This window comes from Microcystis sp. T1-4 (assembly GCF_000297435.1).
Classification (GTDB): domain Bacteria; phylum Cyanobacteriota; class Cyanobacteriia; order Cyanobacteriales; family Microcystaceae; genus Microcystis.
Window position 1 is genome coordinate 1 of record NZ_CAIP01000413.1, and the last position, 17751, is coordinate 17751.

General features: G+C 42.9%; 15 protein-coding genes, 2 pseudogenes and 1 riboswitch. Of the genes and pseudogenes, 7 read left to right on the top strand and 10 right to left on the bottom strand.

Annotated features, from left to right (window positions below):
• Positions 1–827 precede the first annotated feature (827 nt).
• Both leuS and MICAI_RS27610 read left to right on the top strand, forming a co-directional pair.
• Positions 828–3380, top strand: coding sequence for a leucine--tRNA ligase (leuS, locus tag MICAI_RS19735; RefSeq protein ID WP_008206335.1), 2553 nt, complete (start codon positions 828–830; stop codon positions 3378–3380).
• 128 nt (positions 3381–3508) lie between these two features.
• Positions 3509–3637 (top strand): hypothetical protein, encoded by a 129-nt coding sequence (locus MICAI_RS27610; RefSeq protein ID WP_255348763.1) that lies wholly within the window; start codon positions 3509–3511, stop codon positions 3635–3637.
• Here MICAI_RS27610 and MICAI_RS19740 read toward each other — a convergent pair.
• From MICAI_RS19740 to MICAI_RS19760, 5 genes and pseudogenes are all read right to left on the bottom strand, one after another.
• Positions 3619–4875: an ATP-binding protein gene (locus MICAI_RS19740; RefSeq protein ID WP_002775660.1), complete on the bottom strand. Its 1257-nt coding sequence runs from the start codon at positions 4873–4875 to the stop codon at positions 3619–3621. The genes MICAI_RS27610 and MICAI_RS19740 overlap by 19 nt on opposite strands.
• Positions 4872–6269 (bottom strand): tetratricopeptide repeat protein, encoded by a 1398-nt coding sequence (locus tag MICAI_RS19745; protein WP_008206339.1) that lies wholly within the window; start codon positions 6267–6269, stop codon positions 4872–4874. Before MICAI_RS19745 ends, MICAI_RS19740 begins: the two co-directional genes overlap by 4 nt.
• Positions 6270–6277: 8 nt before the next feature.
• On the bottom strand, positions 6278–6556 hold the full coding sequence (locus MICAI_RS19750) for a hemolysin XhlA family protein (protein ID WP_004162819.1): 279 nt from the start codon (positions 6554–6556) through the stop codon (positions 6278–6280).
• A 224-nt stretch (positions 6557–6780) separates the two neighbouring features.
• The gene (locus tag MICAI_RS19755) at positions 6781–7749 is read right to left on the bottom strand and encodes a cysteine synthase A (RefSeq protein ID WP_008206341.1); all 969 of its coding nucleotides are present in this window, start codon (positions 7747–7749) and stop codon (positions 6781–6783) included.
• Between the two features lie 24 nt (positions 7750–7773).
• Positions 7774–7974, bottom strand: a pseudogene (locus MICAI_RS19760) (PhoH family protein); the annotation flags it as partial.
• Between the two features lie 165 nt (positions 7975–8139).
• On the opposite strand from MICAI_RS19760, the gene MICAI_RS19765 reads away from it, so the two are divergent.
• A complete protein-coding gene (locus tag MICAI_RS19765) occupies positions 8140–9060 on the top strand; it encodes a hypothetical protein (RefSeq protein WP_008206346.1) in 921 nt (306 codons plus the stop codon).
• Positions 9061–9222: 162 nt separating this feature from the next.
• On the opposite strand, the gene MICAI_RS19770 is transcribed toward MICAI_RS19765, so the two are convergent.
• Genes MICAI_RS19770 through rpmI form a run of 3 tightly spaced genes read right to left on the bottom strand, consistent with a single transcriptional unit; the run spans position 9223 to position 10775 of the window.
• The gene (locus tag MICAI_RS19770) at positions 9223–10179 is read right to left on the bottom strand and encodes a PhoH family protein (RefSeq protein WP_002786759.1); all 957 of its coding nucleotides are present in this window, start codon (positions 10177–10179) and stop codon (positions 9223–9225) included.
• A gap of 13 nt (positions 10180–10192) precedes the next feature.
• The gene (gene rplT / locus MICAI_RS19775) at positions 10193–10540 is read right to left on the bottom strand and encodes a 50S ribosomal protein L20 (RefSeq protein ID WP_002739593.1); all 348 of its coding nucleotides are present in this window, start codon (positions 10538–10540) and stop codon (positions 10193–10195) included.
• Positions 10541–10571: 31 nt separating this feature from the next.
• Positions 10572–10775: a 50S ribosomal protein L35 gene (rpmI, locus tag MICAI_RS19780; RefSeq protein WP_002781071.1), complete on the bottom strand. Its 204-nt coding sequence runs from the start codon at positions 10773–10775 to the stop codon at positions 10572–10574.
• A gap of 209 nt (positions 10776–10984) precedes the next feature.
• Between rpmI and MICAI_RS19785 the strand changes: the two genes are divergently transcribed.
• A complete protein-coding gene (locus MICAI_RS19785; RefSeq protein ID WP_008206347.1) occupies positions 10985–12160 on the top strand; it encodes a transaldolase in 1176 nt (391 codons plus the stop codon).
• Positions 12161–12207: 47 nt separating this feature from the next.
• On the opposite strand, the gene MICAI_RS19790 is transcribed toward MICAI_RS19785, so the two are convergent.
• A complete protein-coding gene (locus MICAI_RS19790; RefSeq protein WP_008206348.1) occupies positions 12208–13431 on the bottom strand; it encodes an RNA-guided endonuclease InsQ/TnpB family protein in 1224 nt (407 codons plus the stop codon).
• Between the two features lie 316 nt (positions 13432–13747).
• Here MICAI_RS19790 and MICAI_RS24530 point away from each other — a divergent pair.
• Positions 13748–13954 (top strand): annotated as a pseudogene (locus tag MICAI_RS24530) (transposase); the annotation flags it as partial.
• Between the two features lie 217 nt (positions 13955–14171).
• A riboswitch (TPP riboswitch) is annotated at positions 14172–14268 on the top strand.
• 8 nt (positions 14269–14276) lie between these two features.
• On the top strand, positions 14277–15659 hold the full coding sequence (gene thiC, locus MICAI_RS19795) for a phosphomethylpyrimidine synthase (protein WP_002781074.1): 1383 nt from the start codon (positions 14277–14279) through the stop codon (positions 15657–15659).
• Positions 15660–15746: 87 nt separating this feature from the next.
• On the opposite strand, the gene MICAI_RS19800 is transcribed toward thiC, so the two are convergent.
• A complete protein-coding gene (locus MICAI_RS19800) occupies positions 15747–16286 on the bottom strand; it encodes a phycobiliprotein lyase (RefSeq protein ID WP_002738011.1) in 540 nt (179 codons plus the stop codon).
• Positions 16287–16665: 379 nt separating this feature from the next.
• Here MICAI_RS19800 and MICAI_RS19805 point away from each other — a divergent pair, with 379 nt between their 5' ends.
• Positions 16666–17586, top strand: coding sequence for an NAD(+) kinase (locus tag MICAI_RS19805; RefSeq protein ID WP_008206349.1), 921 nt, complete (start codon positions 16666–16668; stop codon positions 17584–17586).
• Positions 17587–17751 lie beyond the last annotated feature (165 nt).

The window sequence follows — 17751 nt, forward strand, 5'->3', positions numbered from 1 at the left end:
GCCAAAATCAAAAATTGTTGTTAGGGTTAGGAGTCAGTCCTGATGCAACAAGTTACACCGCCAAACATGAAAATATTCTGATCCTAAATCTGGTTATTAAAAACGGATTATTTATTCCCCCTTTTGCATGAGTGCCTCTCCTGATATGTAGCCTAGACTCAAGGGATTTAGTATTACTTCCGACTTTATCGCTCAATCCAAGCTTTTGGGGGGTTCTACCCCCCAAACCCCCCGTTGGGGGCGTGGCGCCGCCCCCAAACCCCCCGCGCATTAGTTTTTCGGTGGGATGCTTACACGCAGCTGCTGACACATCTGTAATAATTTAAGAGTCACTCCACTTGCAGGAGTACCTCTCCTGATATGTAGCTTATACTCAACGGATTTAGTAAGCTGTTAAGCATTTAAATTGCTTGTTGATACGAGGCAAGAGGCAAGAGGCAAGAGGCAACAGTAAAGGGATTGGGGGAGATTCGGCTAATCTTAAGAATAAGTGCTTTAAATGCGTCTTAGCTTATGATCGACGAATTGGCGTTATTTCAGCTTCTATTTTCTAGTCAGTAGTCAGTAGTCAGTAGTCAGGAGAATTAAGAATAAATAATAATCAGTTAAATGGTCTATTTACAGATTTTATGCAATTTAATCCTTATTTTTGACGTTTTTGAACCCTCAAAAGTTAATTATGCAAGAGGTTTAATATTCCCCGTGCAAATTAACCACTAAAACCGAGAGGGTTTTTGCTAGGGTGGATAGCCCCAAGACTGGCAATCGCCCCCAGCCGGCTGCTGTAAAATAGGAAGGATAGATAAAACTCAGGAGAAAAGACCCCAGTGCCGTACAACCCCGCAGAAATCGAACAGAAATGGCAGAAGATTTGGCAGCAAATGGGATTGGACAAAACCCCAGAAAACGCCGATAAACCGAAATTTTACGCCCTCTCCATGTTCCCCTATCCATCGGGCAACCTGCACATGGGTCACGTTCGCAACTATACTATTACCGATGTGATTGCCCGTCTGAAAAGAATGCAGGGTTATCGCGTGCTGCATCCCATGGGGTGGGATGCTTTCGGATTACCCGCAGAAAATGCCGCTATTGAAAGGGGAGTTCCTCCGGCAAAATGGACAGACCAAAATATTGCCCAGATGAAACGGCAATTACAACAGTTAGGATTATCTATCGATTGGGAAAGAGAAGTTGCCACCTGTTCCCCGGAATATTATCGTTGGACCCAATGGCTATTTTTACAGTTTTTTGAATCAGGATTAGCCTACCAAAAAGAAGCGGCAGTGAATTGGGATCCTATCGATCAAACTGTCTTGGCCAATGAACAGGTAGATAGTGAAGGAAAATCTTGGCGATCGGGTGCTAAAGTAGAAAGAAAATTACTCCGGCAATGGTTCCTAAAAATCACCGATTATGCCGAACAATTACTCACTGATTTAGATAAGCTTACCGGTTGGCCGGAACGGGTTAAAACCATGCAGGCGAACTGGATTGGTAAATCGGTAGGTGCTTATTTAGAATTTCCTCTTGTTAACTCCACAGAAAAAATTGCTGTTTTTACCACTCGTCCCGATACGGTTTATGGAGTGACTTATGTGGTACTTGCTCCCGAACATCCCTTAACTTTACAAGTTACCACTCCCGAACAAAAATCGGCCGTAGAAACTTTTATTCAAGAGATAGCCAGCGAAAGCGAATTAGAAAGAACTGCCGAAGATAAACCCAAACGCGGTATTAAAACCGGAGGACTGGCAATTAATCCTTTTACTGGTGAAGAAATTCCGATTTTAATTGCTGATTATGTCCTCTACGAATACGGTACTGGTGCAGTAATGGGAGTCCCGGCTCACGACAGTCGCGATTTTAAATTTGCTCGGGAAAATAACCTGCCAATTAAGATAGTTATTACTCCAGAAAGTGGCGAAATTGAGTTAAAAGATGCTTACACAGAAGCGGGAATTATGATTAATTCCGCTCAATTTAATGGTCTGCATTCTACAGCAGGAAAAACCGCTATTATTGATTATGCCACTGCCCAAGGTTACGGCAAAGCTAGAATACAATATCGTCTCCGGGATTGGTTAATTTCCCGTCAAAGATATTGGGGTTGTCCGATTCCTGTTATCCACTGTCCTAACTGTGGAACCGTACCAGTACCTATCGATAATTTACCCGTTACTTTACCGGAAAATGTCGAATTTAGCGGTCGAGGTGCTTCCCCTTTAGCCAAATTAGAAGACTGGGTAAATGTGGATTGTCCTCGCTGTGGCACTCCCGCAAAACGGGAAACGGACACCATGGATACTTTCATCGATTCTAGTTGGTATTTCCTCCGTTATACCGATGCTAAAAATGAAGATATACCCTTTCAATTCGAGAAGGTTAATGATTGGATGCCCGTGGATCAATACGTCGGAGGAATCGAACACGCTATCCTACATTTACTCTATTCTCGTTTCTTTACCAAAGTTTTAAGGGACCGAGGTTTAGTTAATGTCGATGAACCTTTTAACCGTCTGTTAACCCAGGGAATGGTACAGGGATTAACCTACAAAAATCCCGAAACTGGCAAATATGTCCCCGCAGAAAATGTTATCTATAAAGAGGATAAATATTGCGATAAAGACACGGGAGAAGTTCTATCTTTCTTCTTTGAAAAAATGTCTAAGTCGAAATATAACGGCGTTGATCCTCTGAAAGTTCTCGAAAAATATGGGGCTGATACTGCCCGAATGTTTATACTTTTTACTGCACCCCCAGAAAAAGATTTACAGTGGGATGATGCGGGGGTAGAAGGACAATTTCGCTTTCTTAATCGGGTGTGGCGTTTAGTCAGCGAATATATTGAAAATAAACCCAAGCAAGTCAAAAAAATAGAAACTTTCTCGAAAACTGACAAGGATTTAAGACGGGCAATTCACACCGCTATTAAAGAAATCTCCGAGGATTTAGAAGGAGATTATCAATTTAATACCGCCATTTCCGAATTGATGAAACTCAGTAACGCTTTAGGGGATAATAAGTGTTTTGCATCCCCCATTTATCGGGAAGGAATGGAAACCCTATTAATCTTACTTTCCCTTTTTGCCCCCCATCTTAGCGAAGAATTATGGCAAGCTTTAGGCCATAGCCAATCAATTCACCTGCAACCCTGGCCAAAAGTTGATCCCACTGCCCTGATTGTGGACGAGATTACCCTTGTCATCCAAATTTTGGGAAAAACCAGAGGCACGATACAAGTTCCCGCTAGTGCCGATAAAAGCACCCTAGAAACCCTCGCCCTGGAATCAGAAATCGCCCAACGTTATTTAGAGGGTAAGGAAATCAAAAAAGTGATTGTTGTCCCGGGCAAATTAGTTAATTTTGTCGTGGTTTAAATGACAGTAATTATCACAATGGTAGGGAATTAAGAACCTTTTCAGTTATCAGTGACCAGTTAGATTAACACTTTAGATGGCAAAATAGAAACTATACAATCAGTATTGTCTGTAAATAAGAACAACCTATGGATATTGAATCAACTAAAGTTACTCCCGAAGAAATTGCCCAGTTTCGCGCTGAATTGGCAGATAATCTAAGTGCGATCGCTGCTTTAGATGGCGACGATATGGCGATTTATTTTTGCGTTTCTTGAGAAGGTAATAATAATGGAGTTAAGGCAAATTCTATAGCTTGGTCATTAGGCAATCTTCTAATTAAATCTAATTCTACTAATTTGTCAATAATTGGAAGTAATTCACTAAATTCTTGAACTTGCAACTTTTGTAAATCTTCTAAAGTAATATTTTCATCTGATAATTTATCCCTTTCTAGAATTAAATCTATCAACATAAAATCTGCTGGGGTTAATCCTGGCAGACCTCGCATTTGTTGGTCAGCATAAATAAATCCTTCTTCTAAGATTTGAGGTGTAATAGTTTCGGCATTTAATTCAGATGCTTTCTGTAAAATATAGCTACCTAAACGATTTAAATAACGCGGAACACCATTAGATCTCTCACACAACATCTTAGCTGTATCTGGTGTAAAAGGTTTAACTGCTTGGGGATCTTTTACCGAATATTGACAATCTTGAGAACGTACACTGTTAAGGTAATTAACCAGCATTTCATACATAACAGATTGTTCAAGAGGTTCTAATTTAATCGCAAAATCAAATAATCCTCTTTCACTAATTAAAATATCTCTGGTTAAACCCGAAGGATGACCGGTCAAAATAAACCATGCTCCTGATTTTAGCATTCCTTGAGCGTTTAAAAGTAATTGTTTTACAGTTGCAGGATCTTGTTTATCTAAGTCATCAACAGCAATAATCACTCGCTCATATTTTTTTAATGCTCTTTTTAATAAGTCTTCAAAACTAAGTTCAGGAAAGAGTGGTTTATTAATATCAATACTTTTTTCTTTTAATTCTGCACCAATTCCTGCAATTCCAAATTTAGCTGTATTCTCTCGTTGTCTTAAAGGTTGGGCTGAAATTAATCCCATTTGATTTAAGAATTGTTGCGCCCATTCATCTTCTTTCATTTCACGAGCTAAAGCAATTAATGCAATCGTAGCTAAATCTGTATTAGCTGGCAAACTGATATAGGCAGTTAAAGTCTTAGTTGCTTTACGTTTTAGAACATCTAAAATTTCTAAAATAAATGCCGTTTTCCCAATACCAATCAAACCGTAAACTAACAATCTTTTACGCTCTTTTCCTTTTAATAAGCTGAAAACTGGTTTTAATTCTTGACTTCTCCCAGTAAAAACTTTTCTTAACTGCGATTCCCTCAATGTTGAAGCACTTTCAGAAAAAGGAATTTCTGTTATTCCCCATTGAGAATAGATATTATCTAATTCATCCCAAATGCGATCTGCTTCATTCATACAGCTTGTTTCTCCTTAATTTTGGCAAGGCAATTCAGAACTTCTGCTATTTTAGCAATTTCTTGTTCATTATTCAGTTCTTTAAAAATAAAAGTAGCCTTCTTTAATAATTCTTCAGCTTTTTCGACAAAACCAATTTGCAACATGAGTCTTCCTAAACTTGCTTGACAAAAGGCAACACCTCTATCATGTTTTAGATATTCATAAAAGCGCAAAGCATCCCGATAATAAATAGAGGCTTTTTCATGGTTTCCAATTAGGTGATGGGTATGAGCAATTTGATAAATGGTATCAGCACGACTTTTGAGATCGTCAAATTGACGATAAATTTTAAGACTTTTTTCTAAATAAGCTAATCCTTGATACCATTCTCCTCGATCTACTTTAATTTTACCTAATGTTAACCCCATCTCTGCGGCATTCAGGAAATCTCCTGCGGTTTCATATCCTTGTAAAGCGTTTTGATAACACATGACTGCTTGTTTTATATTCTCAGCTTTGTCCCCTCTGATTCTGTTACTGTAAGCTAAGGCAAGATTATTCTGTGTCATTGCCCATTGTTGGGGAAATGCGTCAAAAGTATAAACTTTCAAAGCCTCCTGGTAAGCGGCGATCGCCATTTCTAAATTCTCAGCTTTCTCCCCTCTGATTCTGTCACTGTAAGCTAAGGCAAGATTATTCTGTGTCATTGCCCAATCTTGGGGAAATGCGTCAAAAGTCAACACTTTTAAGGCTTCTTGGTAAGCGGCGATCGCCATTTCTAAATTATCAGCTTTGTCCCCTCTGATTCTGTTACTGTAAGCTAAGGCAAGATTATTCTGTGTCGCTGCCCATTCTTGGGGAAATGCGTCAAAAGTAAAGATATTTAAAGCTATTTCATAACCCGTGATGGCAATTTCTTTGTGGGTGGCGATGTTACCGAGGGGAAATTGTGCAATTAAGTTACTGAAATTGGCAATAATAAAAGCGATAGAATGGGCTTGTTCTGGCGTGACTTGCGTTAATATCTCTCTCACCCGACTGTCTAGAATTTGCGCTAAATTATCATCCAATTTATCAAGATTTTGCGCCCAAAAGGGATAAATTACTTGAGGGTTGGAATTTTCTGAGATTTTTTGTAATGTCTCGATTAAGAAATTGAGATAGTTAGTTTCCGTCTTTATAGAGGAAGAGGAATAGCTTTGTAGCAAATTTCCTGCAATATTCATTAAACGATTCGCATTATTGAGATCGCTTCTTAGCCTTAGATTATCCGCTACTTTTAATAATTCTGTCACCAAACTCTGATCCAATAGTTCCCGATTTTCCTGTAATATTCGGGGTTCATCGCCATCATTGCAGGATAATAGCTGATTAATCAGGTTTAGGTAGGCTTGGCTACTTTCTTCGTTCATTGTCTTAATTATGATTGAGGAAAAGGGAGAATAATATAGCGAATCACTGTTCCTATTAAAGCTGTTCCCAAGATGCCGATTAACGTCCAAATCTGGGCTTTCTGAGAGCCTTTTAATTCTTTTGTATCTTCTTTTACTCCTTCAATATCTTTTTCTAAACTATCGACTTTTTCCTCTAATCTTGCCTGTACTATTTTAATATCCATAACATCTTTTTGCAGATTATCTAACTTCTGATTAATTGAACCTAAAATTTCCTTGAGGTCTTGTTCAATAGTAACTGACATCTAATGATTCTCCTAATAATGATAGTTATCAGTATTATTGTCTATCTTGTCTCAAGTGCTTGCCAAACATTGCGCCTCATTTTCCCTTGCTGCCTTCCCTCATTGTTGCCCTCCCCCTCCCATGATCTCCACTAATCCCCGCTGGGATAATTCTTTATTGTCCTGTAAGATTCGGGTTTCATCGCCTTAATCTAGCTGAAGGCTGACTTAACCCTAACAACAATTTAAGCCAATCCTTTCTCAGCCAACCATTGAGGATTATATAAACGAGATTGATAACGGGCCCCACCATCACAAAGAACAGTAACTATGGTGTGGCCCGGCCCCATTTGTTTAGCTAAAGCCACCGCAGCACCAACATTAATACCCACAGAACCTCCCATAAATAAACCATCTTTTTGTAATAGTTGATAAACAACTTTAATAGCAGTGGGATCATCAATTTGAATGGCATCATCTATGGGTGCGCCTTCCATATTAGCCGTAATACGACTATTACCAATCCCTTCAGTAATTGAACTACCTTCCAGGGTAATTGTCCCGGTTTTCACATAACTATATAAACCGCTACCCATCGGATCCGCCACCACACAACGCACCTGCGGATTTTGGTCTTTTAAAAACATCGCCACCCCCGCGTAGGTTCCCCCGGTTCCCGTGGCAGCCACCCAAGCGTCAATTTTACCGTCGGTTTGTTCCCAGATTTCCCGGCCGGTGGTTTCGTAGTGAGCGCGACGATTAGCCAGATTATCGAATTGATTGGCCCAGATAGCATTTTCCATCTCGCTGGCCAATCTCCCCGATAATTTAACGTAATTATTGGCATCTCGGTAGGGAACGGCGGGAACAGTACGCACTTCTGCACCCAATGTTCTCAATAGGTCGATTTTCTCTTGGGATTGGGTATCGGGAATGATAATCAGGCATTTATAACCTTTAGCATTGCAGATATGGGCCAAACCGATGCCAGTATTGCCGGCGGTTCCTTCGACAACGGTTCCCCCCGGTTGGAGAGTACCGGCTTTTTCCGCTTCTTGAATAATATATAAAGCGGCCCGATCCTTGACCGAACCACCGGGGTTAAGAAATTCGGCCTTACCGAGAATCTCGCAGCCAGTTTCCTCGCTAAAACTATTGAGACGAATTAGGGGAGTATGACCCACCGCATCGACGAAACCATGTTTAATATCCATAATCTGTTATTTTTCGTGCTGTTCCTAGGCTGAGACGATTTTTTGTACTAGGGGATGACGCACCACATCGGCCCGCGATAGGTAAGAAAAAGCGATCCCTTCTACTGATTTTAGGATTTTTTGAGCGGCAATTAACCCCGATTCTTGTTGTTGCGGTAAATCGGTTTGGGTGACATCTCCGGTTACTACCATGCGCAAACCGAATCCCAAGCGAGTTAAGACCATCAATGCGATCGCACTTTCTCCACTGGGGAATTGAATCGTTGGTCAATTTCTACCACTTTAGCAAAATTGTTGTCTTTGCTGGAAATATTGATTAAATTGGAAGTTTTTAGCTGTTATTAGTTACTTAACCTAATATAGTGGTGGCGTTCTGTAAGGAGTCCCGCCGTGACTAACAATTCCCTCGATCCTTTGAATATTGGCAATACGATTAATACTGCCCTCCGTCTTTATCGTGATCGCTTCCCAACTTATGTATTCTTTGCTGTCCGCGCCTGTTTGTGGTCGCTTCTTCCCTTAGTTTTGCAATTAATTCTCAGTCAATTACTTTATCAAACAATTACCCCCGAACAAGGCAGCGATATGGGTTTACGTTTATTTATTTTCCCGATACAAATTTTCTCGGCTGCTAAGTATCTTTTCAATAATGCGGTTATCTCACGATTAGCTTTTCAAGACATCATTTATCAGCCAGAAACTGCCGGACAAGCGGAAAAAAAAGTTAAGCCTAAAATGTGGCGCTTGTGGTGGATGCAGGTTTTGATCGGTTTGTTAGGAGCGGCAATAATCTTGCCGATAATGCTGCCTCTGATGCTAGTCAGTTTTATCCCCATCCTTGGTGTATTGCTTATTTTACTGGCTTCTTTCTGTCTTCCTTTTTTCTTCCTTTGGTTATCTGCTCGCATTTGCATTGCCGAATTGCCCTTAATAATTGAAGATAATTTAGGCAGTTGGCAAGCAATCAAGAGAGCTTGGCATTTAACTAAAAACTCGGCGTGGAGAATTGTGGGAGTGATATTTATTGCCAGTTTATTAATTATTCCAGTTTATCTTCTGTCAGTAGCTTTGGCTTCAATTCCCCTTTGGGTTAATTTTTCCTCTTTTTATAGTAGTTTGGAATCGGTAGAGGACTGGCAAACGCTCACGGAAAATCCTCTTTTTTTCCGACAAATGGCGATGTTTTCCTATGGTCTGATTACTATTTTCTTACTTCTGAGTATTTTATTAGTTCCTTTTTGGCAATCTCTCAAAAGTGTGATCTATAATCATCTTTTAGACCAGAAAAAAAATGATGGGGGAGAATACTAATAACTGAGCGGCTGTTGGTGTATCTAAATTACTTGTTAAGACTGTCTATGAGCAGGGGGTGGGGTAGTGGGGAGAGGGGAGAAAAAAGCTGACTCCTGAATTCTGTCTCCTCAATAATGACTTCTAACCCAATGGTAGATGTGGGACTATCTCAACAATCGGTTATTTTTCGTGCTGTTCGTAGGCTGAGACGATTTTTTGTACTAGGGGATGACGCACCACATCGGCCCGGGATAGGTAACAAAAAGCAATCCCTTCTACTGATTTGAGGATTTTTTGAGCGGCAATTAACCCCGATTCCTGTGGTTGGGGTAAATCGGTTTGGGTGACATCTCCAGTTACTACCATGCGCGAACCGAATCCCAAGCGAGTTAAGACCATTTTTAACTGTGCTGGGGTGGTATTTTGGGCCTCATCAACGATAACAAAAGCATTAGCTAGGGTTCGTCCCCGCATATAAGCTAAGGGTGCGATTTCGATTTTACCCCGTTCCATCAGGTCGGGAATTTTGGCCGCTTCGATAAATTCGTATAAAGCATCGTAGAGGGGACGCAAAAAAGGATCGACTTTTTGCTGTAAATCCCCCGGGAGAAAGCCTAATTTTTCCCCCGCTTCCACGGCTGGCCGGGTGAGGATAATCCGTTCTACTTTATCTTCTAATAAAGCCTGTACGGCCAAAACGGCGGCTAAAAAGGTTTTCCCCGTGCCAGCCGGTCCAATACAAAAGGTGATATCGTGACTTTGAATCGCTTGAATATATTGACGCTGACGGAAGGTTTTCGCCCGAATTAGCTCCCCGCGACGGGTACGGGCGAGAATATCCTGCTGTAGTTCTTTATACTCGCTAGAACGCCCCGTATCGAGGGCATGGATAGCGGTCATAATATCGGCTTCGGCGATTAACTTGGCCTCTTGCCATAAAATACTTAAGGAGCGCACAATCGCTGTGGCACGCTCCACCGGGGTTGGTTGTCCCGCAATCCGCAATTCCATGCCTCTGAGGACTAAATTCGCCCCAGTTTGCCTGGCTATCAATTTGAGGTTAGCTTCTTGATGACCCGCTAAAGCGATCGCACTTTCTGAACTGGGGAATTGAATCGTTTGCCAAGTTTCCGTCATGCTCGGGGCTAAATTATCCTTTGGCTGTTTCTACCACTTTAGCAAAAGCGACGGGATCGAGGACGGCTAATTGGGCTAACATTTTCCGATTGAGGAGGATATTAGCTTTCTTTAATTGTCCGGTTAGTTGGCTGTAACTGATGCCCTGTTGACGAGCAGCGGCGTTAATGCGGGTAATCCAAAGACGACGAAAATCGCGTTTACGTTTGCGACGGTCTCTATAGGCATTCCGCAAGGCCTTCATTACCTGTTGGTTAGCGGTACGGAATAAGCGCGAGTGGGAACCGCGAAAACCTTTGGCTAATTTGAGAACTTTTTTGCGTCGCTTGCGGGCGACATTCCCCCGTTTTACTCTAGACATGATAATCCTTTAGACAATTTTTCTGGAAAATTTACAAATAGGGCAACATTAAGCGCACTTCCTTCTCGTCGCGCTCGTGTACCAAGGTAATCTGGGACAAACGACGGCGCTTGCGTTCGGCACTCTTATGATCGAGTAGGTGATTTTTGAAGGCTTTGCGACGTTTGATTTTTTTGCCGCTTCCCGTGGCCTCAAATCGTTTGGCCGCCGCCTTTCGCGTTTTTAGCTTGGGCATAAACTCCCTTTTATTAAATCGACACAATCACTAATAATATCACAAATAGAGGACTTTGGGCAAGAAGTGGCCCCAAGATTGCTGCGCTTATCCCCACTTTGGCCTGGTTCATGCTTGGGAATTAAATCAATCGGGAATTTTCCCCTTCCTTTCGATCGAATCGCTAAGATCCAGATAATGTCTCGCGTTAACACGCATCTGGAGAAGTTATGGCTAAAACCCTACTAGAACAATTACGCCAATTTACAGTGGTTGTTGCCGATACCGGCGATATCCAAGCGATCGAAGCTTTTACCCCCCAGGATACCACCACTAACCCCTCCCTGATTACGGCCGCGGCCCAAATGCCCCCATATCGGCCGATTGTCGATCAAACCCTGCAAGCGGCCAGAAAAGAATTGGGAAAGCAGGCCACCCCGGAAGATGTGGCCACATTAGCTTTTGATCGCCTAGCCATCGGTTTTGGTCTGCAAATCCTGCAAATCGTCCCCGGCCGCGTCTCCACCGAAGTAGATGCCCGTCTTTCCTACGATACCCAAGCTACCATCGACAAGGCCCGTTATCTCATTTCCCAGTATGAACAAGCGGGTATCTCTAGAGAAAGAGTCTTAATTAAAATTGCCTCGACTTGGGAAGGGATTAAAGCCGCAGAAGTCCTCGAAAAAGAGGGCATTCACTGTAATTTAACCCTATTATTCGGGTTCCATCAGGCGATCGCCTGTGCGGAGGCGGGAGTAACCTTAATTTCTCCCTTTGTCGGTCGGATTCTCGATTGGTATAAAAAAGAAACTGGTAAAGACTACGTTGGCGCTGAAGATCCAGGAGTCCAATCCGTTACCCAGATCTATAACTACTATAAAAAGTTTGGCTATAAAACCGAAGTTATGGGGGCAAGTTTCCGCAATATCGGCGAAATTTGCGAGTTAGCTGGTTGTGATCTTTTAACCATTTCCCCGAAACTTCTCGAACAATTGCAAGGGACAGAAGCCGATTTACCCCGTAAGCTCGATCCAGCACAGGCCGCAACCCTTGATATTGTCAAAATTGCCATGGATCAAGCGACTTTTGCGAAAATGCACGCCGAAGATGCCATGGCTTCCGAAAAACTAACGGAAGGTATTCAAGGTTTTACCAAAGCTTTAGAATTATTGGAACAATTGCTGATTCAACGTTTAACCCAGTTGGAAGGTCAGTCAACCCTCGAACACGCCGCCGAAGATATTTTCCGAGTCTATGATCATGATGGGGATGGTTTCATCACCCGGGAAGAATGGGCGGGAACCGATGCGGTATTCGATGCGATCGATATTAACCATGATGGCAGAATTTCTCCCGATGAGATCGCTGTCGGTTTGGGTGCGGCTTTTCGTTTAGTGGAAGCTTGACTCTCCCCCGCTAAACCGCGCGAGCGGTTTAGCGTGGGATTCTTGGTTCATCTGCTCTTGACTAGATCAAACAGGTTTAACTGAACGACCCCCAACCGACCGCCTCCGCGAGCGTTTTCTAACACGGTCAGTCCGACCGCGTTTTTTCCTCGGTTCTCGATTACCTTTGCTGATGCCGTATCTCTCGGTTCAATGTGGCCGCAAGAATCACACCGGTGAACTCTTTCCGATAACGCTTTTTTGCCAGTAATTGCGCCACAATTCGGACACTCCTGGGAAGTTCCGTTTTTATCGACTTTAAGATAATATTTTCCCCGTTTCCAAGCGACAAACGGTAGTATCTCGTTAATAAAACTACCGATACCCGAATCCAGAGATTGTTTTCTAACGATCCCTCTAGACCAGGAAATGAAGTTAATATCCTCAACGAAGATATTATCAGCAAGATCACCAAGATAATGAGCTAGTTTAAAGTGCCAATCTCTGCGAGTATTAGACACTTTTTCGTGTAATCTTGCTATCTTCTCTTGGAGTTTTAACCAATTGTTTGAGCCTTTGACTTGATGTTTCAAGCGTCTTTGTAGCAATTTAAGCTGACTCTGTACTTTTAACAAAAATCGAGGGGCTTTGATTAAATCTCCCCGTGAAGTAGCGACAAAACTCTCAATCCCCGCGTCAATTCCTAAACAGGTTTTCCCAACTGTCATATCGGGAACTAATTCCGTAGATTGGAAGGAAACCGAAACGTAAAATCCCGACGCTTTTTGGATAATTCGAGCTTGTTTAGGCTCGAACCAGGGCGGGTACTTTCTGGATTTCCTAATCCGAATTTTTCCCAATTGTGGAAAATTTAAGTATTCGTCACCTAGAAAGCTTTTTGAGAGCGCGGGGAAAACAAAACTTCGCATCTTTTTCTTAAATCTAGGAAAGCCGAAGCCTTTCGATTTTATCTGGTCAAAAGCTTTATCTACAGTTTTTAAGACTTGCTGTAAGACTTGAGCGTTAATCGTCTTTAATATCGGGTAAACTTTTTTAGCTTCCGTTATATTTTTAGCTTGAACGAAGTAATTTGGATAGGGTTCATCCGCAGGAATTATGTACTCGGAAACTAACGAACAGCGATCCGCAAGACACTTTCGAGAGTTTAACCAATCTTTCCGTTCTGAAAGAGCGTAATTATAAACGCTTTTGCAAACATCAAGAATGTGGATTATCTCCCGTTCCTGTTGTCTGTTTACCTTTAGTTTGTACTGGTAGGTAAGCGTTATCACTGTCTTTCGTGAGCGTGATGTATAGTTAAATGGCTCTTCTAGGTTCTGTGTGATCAGTTTAACTTACATAGGATCGATCTTTGTGTCCTCTGTGTCTCTGTGGTTCCTTCCACTCCCTCGCTAGAAGGAATGTATCTTAGAATACATTTTACCCACCAAACCTGGGAGAGCCGTTAAATTGTAACACTTACTGCCTAGGATATCAACTATAGCGGTTCTCACACCTGTGTGGCACAGTTTAACCTTTGCTAATTAAGCTTTTCACCATCGATAATGTATCTCTTGCGAACAGGAAACGCTATAATTACAATCATGGACCAAACTAATCGCTAACCTTAAAACAGTTAGTAGTCGCTTAATTAGAAAAGAATTTCCTTACTTAGCGGCAAAGTATTTCGACAACAAACCCTATTTTTGGACGGGAGCTTATTTCGTGGCTAGTTGTGGCGGCGTTACCGTCGAACAACTAAAAAAATACGTCGAGAACCAAAACTCCCGGAAAGTGGAGACCCTACCGCGTTAGTTTCATTCTGGTGGCGATTCATATCCAGTTAACCGCGTAGCGGTTTAACGGGAGTCCTCTCGCGACCTTGAGACAGGGAACTGCTTCTGAATCACCGGGGATTTTTCTAAAATTACTATTTCTAGTGTAGGGGGTCTAAGTGGGTTTTAGCCTAACTGCCCAATCAAACAACAATCTTAAGCTTTATCTCCTCAGTCCTCAACAGTGGTACAATTGCCGTCATAGCTAGGGGTGTCTGGGATAATCAGGCTGAGAAAGACCCTTAGAACCTGAGACTGGGTAATTCCAGCGTAGGGAAGCTGTTTACAGAGGAAATAAAATTATGAGACAAGAATGGGTTGCCCCCCGGCGCGGACAGGCAAATGTATCGCAAATGCACTACGCCCGTCAGGGGATAATTACCGAAGAGATGGCTTATGTGGCAAAACGGGAAAATCTCTCTCCCGAATTGATTCGCAGCGAAATCGCCCGAGGAAGACTGATTATTCCCGCTAATATCAATCACCTCAACCTCGAACCCATGGCGATCGGTATTGCTTCTAAGTGTAAAGTTAATGCTAATATAGGGGCTTCGCCTAACTCCTCGAATATTAACGAAGAACTGGAAAAATTACACCTAGCGGTCAAATACGGCGCCGATACGGTGATGGATCTCTCCACTGGGGGCGGTAATTTGGACGAAATTCGCACCGCGATTATCAATGCTTCTCCCGTCCCCATCGGTACTGTACCCATCTATCAAGCGGTGGAAAGTGTTCACGGCAATATTGAAAAACTCACCGCCGAAGATTTCCTCCACATTATCGAAAAACACGCCCAGCAAGGGGTGGATTACATGACGATTCACGCGGGAATCCTCATCGAACATCTGCCTTTAGTCAAAACTCGTCTGACTGGGATTGTCTCCCGGGGTGGTGGTATTATTGCCAAGTGGATGCTGCACCACCACAAGCAAAATCCTCTCTACACCCATTTCGATGAAATTATCGAGATTTTCAAGCGTTATGACGTTTCTTTTAGTCTTGGTGACTCCCTGCGTCCCGGTTGTACCCACGATGCTTCCGATGCGGCCCAATTAGCGGAATTGAAAACCCTCGGGCAACTGACGCGCCGCGCTTGGGAACACGATGTACAGGTGATGGTGGAAGGACCTGGCCATGTTCCCATGGATCAAATTGAGTTTAATGTGAAAAAACAAATGGAGGAGTGTAGCGAAGCACCTTTCTATGTTCTCGGTCCCCTTGTCACTGATATTGCCCCAGGATACGATCATATCACTTCGGCGATCGGGGCGGCTCTGGCGGGTTGGTACGGGACGGCGATGTTATGTTATGTCACCCCGAAAGAACATCTCGGTTTACCCAACGCTGAAGATGTGCGAAATGGCTTAATTGCCTACAAAATAGCGGCTCATGCGGCAGATATCGCCCGTCATCGTCCCGGGGCGCGCGATCGTGATGACGAACTCTCCATTGCTCGTTATAATTTTGATTGGAATCGTCAATTTCAGTTATCTTTGGATCCCGATCGCGCTAAGGAATACCACGATGAGACTTTACCCGCAGATATCTATAAGACTGCGGAGTTTTGTTCGATGTGTGGACCGAAATTCTGTCCGATGCAAACTAAGGTCGATGCCGATGCAATTACGGAATTAGAGAAGTTTCTCGCTAGTCAGAATCAGGACAATTTAACCCCAGTTTAAAGGGGAGTTATTGGAAGGGCTGACTTGATTTCAGCCCTATTCCTAGGATAAAAGTCAAAATTATGGGAATAGCCGCCATTTTTTTGATTAATTGACCCGTTTTTCTAGATATTGACCGATCATCAATTCTTGACCGGCGCGAGAGATAATCGTTTGTCGGGTGCGATATTGTTGACCGATGAGTTTAATTTCTTCTTCAAAGACAGAACCGGCGTATTCTGTTCTCAGACAGAGAGTAGAGGGGTTAGGAAAGGTATAAATGGCACTAACGGGTTTATCCGTCGCAAATCCCCGATCGCGATAGAGAATATTATCTAAAATACCGAATATAGTGGAACCGTTGGAGGGTTTTTTACTCTGGGGACGGAGATAATTACTTTGCCAAGTCACTTCCGTGCCACCTAATAAGGTTGTATCTTCCAGATTATGTAAACGGGCCAGTTGAATTAATGGTTCGCTGCCTTGGGGTAAATATTTAATCTCGATGGCACTGATAACTTCTTGGGGTTCCGTTTCTTGGGTGAGGGTGTAATAACGTCTCTGGGATTGCCAGCGTCCTTCTGTCTGCTTAAAAAAGGCTAAAGCCAAAGTTTCTAGCGATAATTGGGCGGTTTGAATTAATGTCATAGAAATAAAACCTTTCCTGTTTTTTGGGAGAGCAGATTTGTTATCCTTTGTCAAGAACTTGCCAGAGAATTGTTACACATCTTAATAGAATTATAACCCTGCATGGAAATTAAGTGGTAGGTGTGTTGAGAGAGATAATTGGGAAAAAGCCGCATAGATACAGCATTTACAGGGAAAAAACGGGATAACATTGCTAAAACCTGCGAGCTTATCCTAGTTACTTCCATCTACCCCTATCTATCGATTAATTCTGTCAAATTGGCTACAGTGAGGCCGAGGTGATTCCCCCAATCCCCTTTTTTACCTGTTACTTTTCACCCGATCTGCCCAGTCTTGGTATTGTTAAAAATATAGAACCTCCGAACAAGGTCTCAACTCCGTGCAGTTAAAACAAGTAATCATTGCCCATAAGGCCAACCATCCCCAAAGTAAAGCATGGGCGGAAAAATGCGCTAAACAGTTAGAAGCCCGTCAGTGTAAAGTTTTAATGGGACCCAGTGGCTTTAAAGATAATCCCTATCCAGTATTTTTAGCCTCAGCATCGGAAAAAATCGACCTCGCCATCGTTTTGGGCGGAGATGGAACCATTTTAGCCGCCGCTCGCTATTTAGCTCACGAAGACATTCCGATTTTAGCGGTGAATGTCGGCGGCCATCTGGGATTTTTAACGGAACCTTTTGAGATTTTCCAAGATACGGAGACGGTCTGGGAGCGTTTACAATCCGATCACTATGCGGTACAACAACGGATGATGTTAAAGGCCAGAATCTATGAAGGGGATAAAAGAAACCCCCAGGCAGTGAGCGAGGCATTTTATGCCCTGAATGAGATGTGTGTGAAACCCGCTAGTATCGATAGGATGCCCACCTCGATCCTGGAAATCGAGGTGGACGGGGAAATAGTAGATCAGTACCAAGGAGACGGTTTATTAGTGGCTACTCCCACGGGGTCCACCTGTTACACCGCTTCCGCTAATGGCCCGATTATACACCCCGGCATGGAAGCGATTGCTGTCACCCCGATTTGTCCCTTGAGTCTCTCCAGTCGGCCGATTGTCATTCCCCCGGCATCCCTGGTCAGTATTTGGCCTCTGGGAGACTACGAATTAAATACTAAACTCTGGATGGATGGCGCTTTGGCCACTTCCATTTGGCCTGGGCAATGGGTGGGAGTTACCAAAGCTGAAAAATTCGCCCAATTTATTATCCTGCGGGAAAGCTATTCTTTTTATCAGACTCTACAGGAAAAATTGCAATGGGCCGGGGCGAGAATTCATTATGATGGCAATCGTCATAATTAGGGTTTGCGGCAAAAAGTTTTTCGTGGGGACAGGGTGTGGCCCCCCCAACCCCCCCGACATCGGGGGGGCAAGTGGGGTGTAGGGTTTTACCGATTTTGAGGGGGTCAATTACCTAATTTTCAGGGAAAAAGTCCCTGAATTTTCCCCCCAATCACTCCAAAGGTC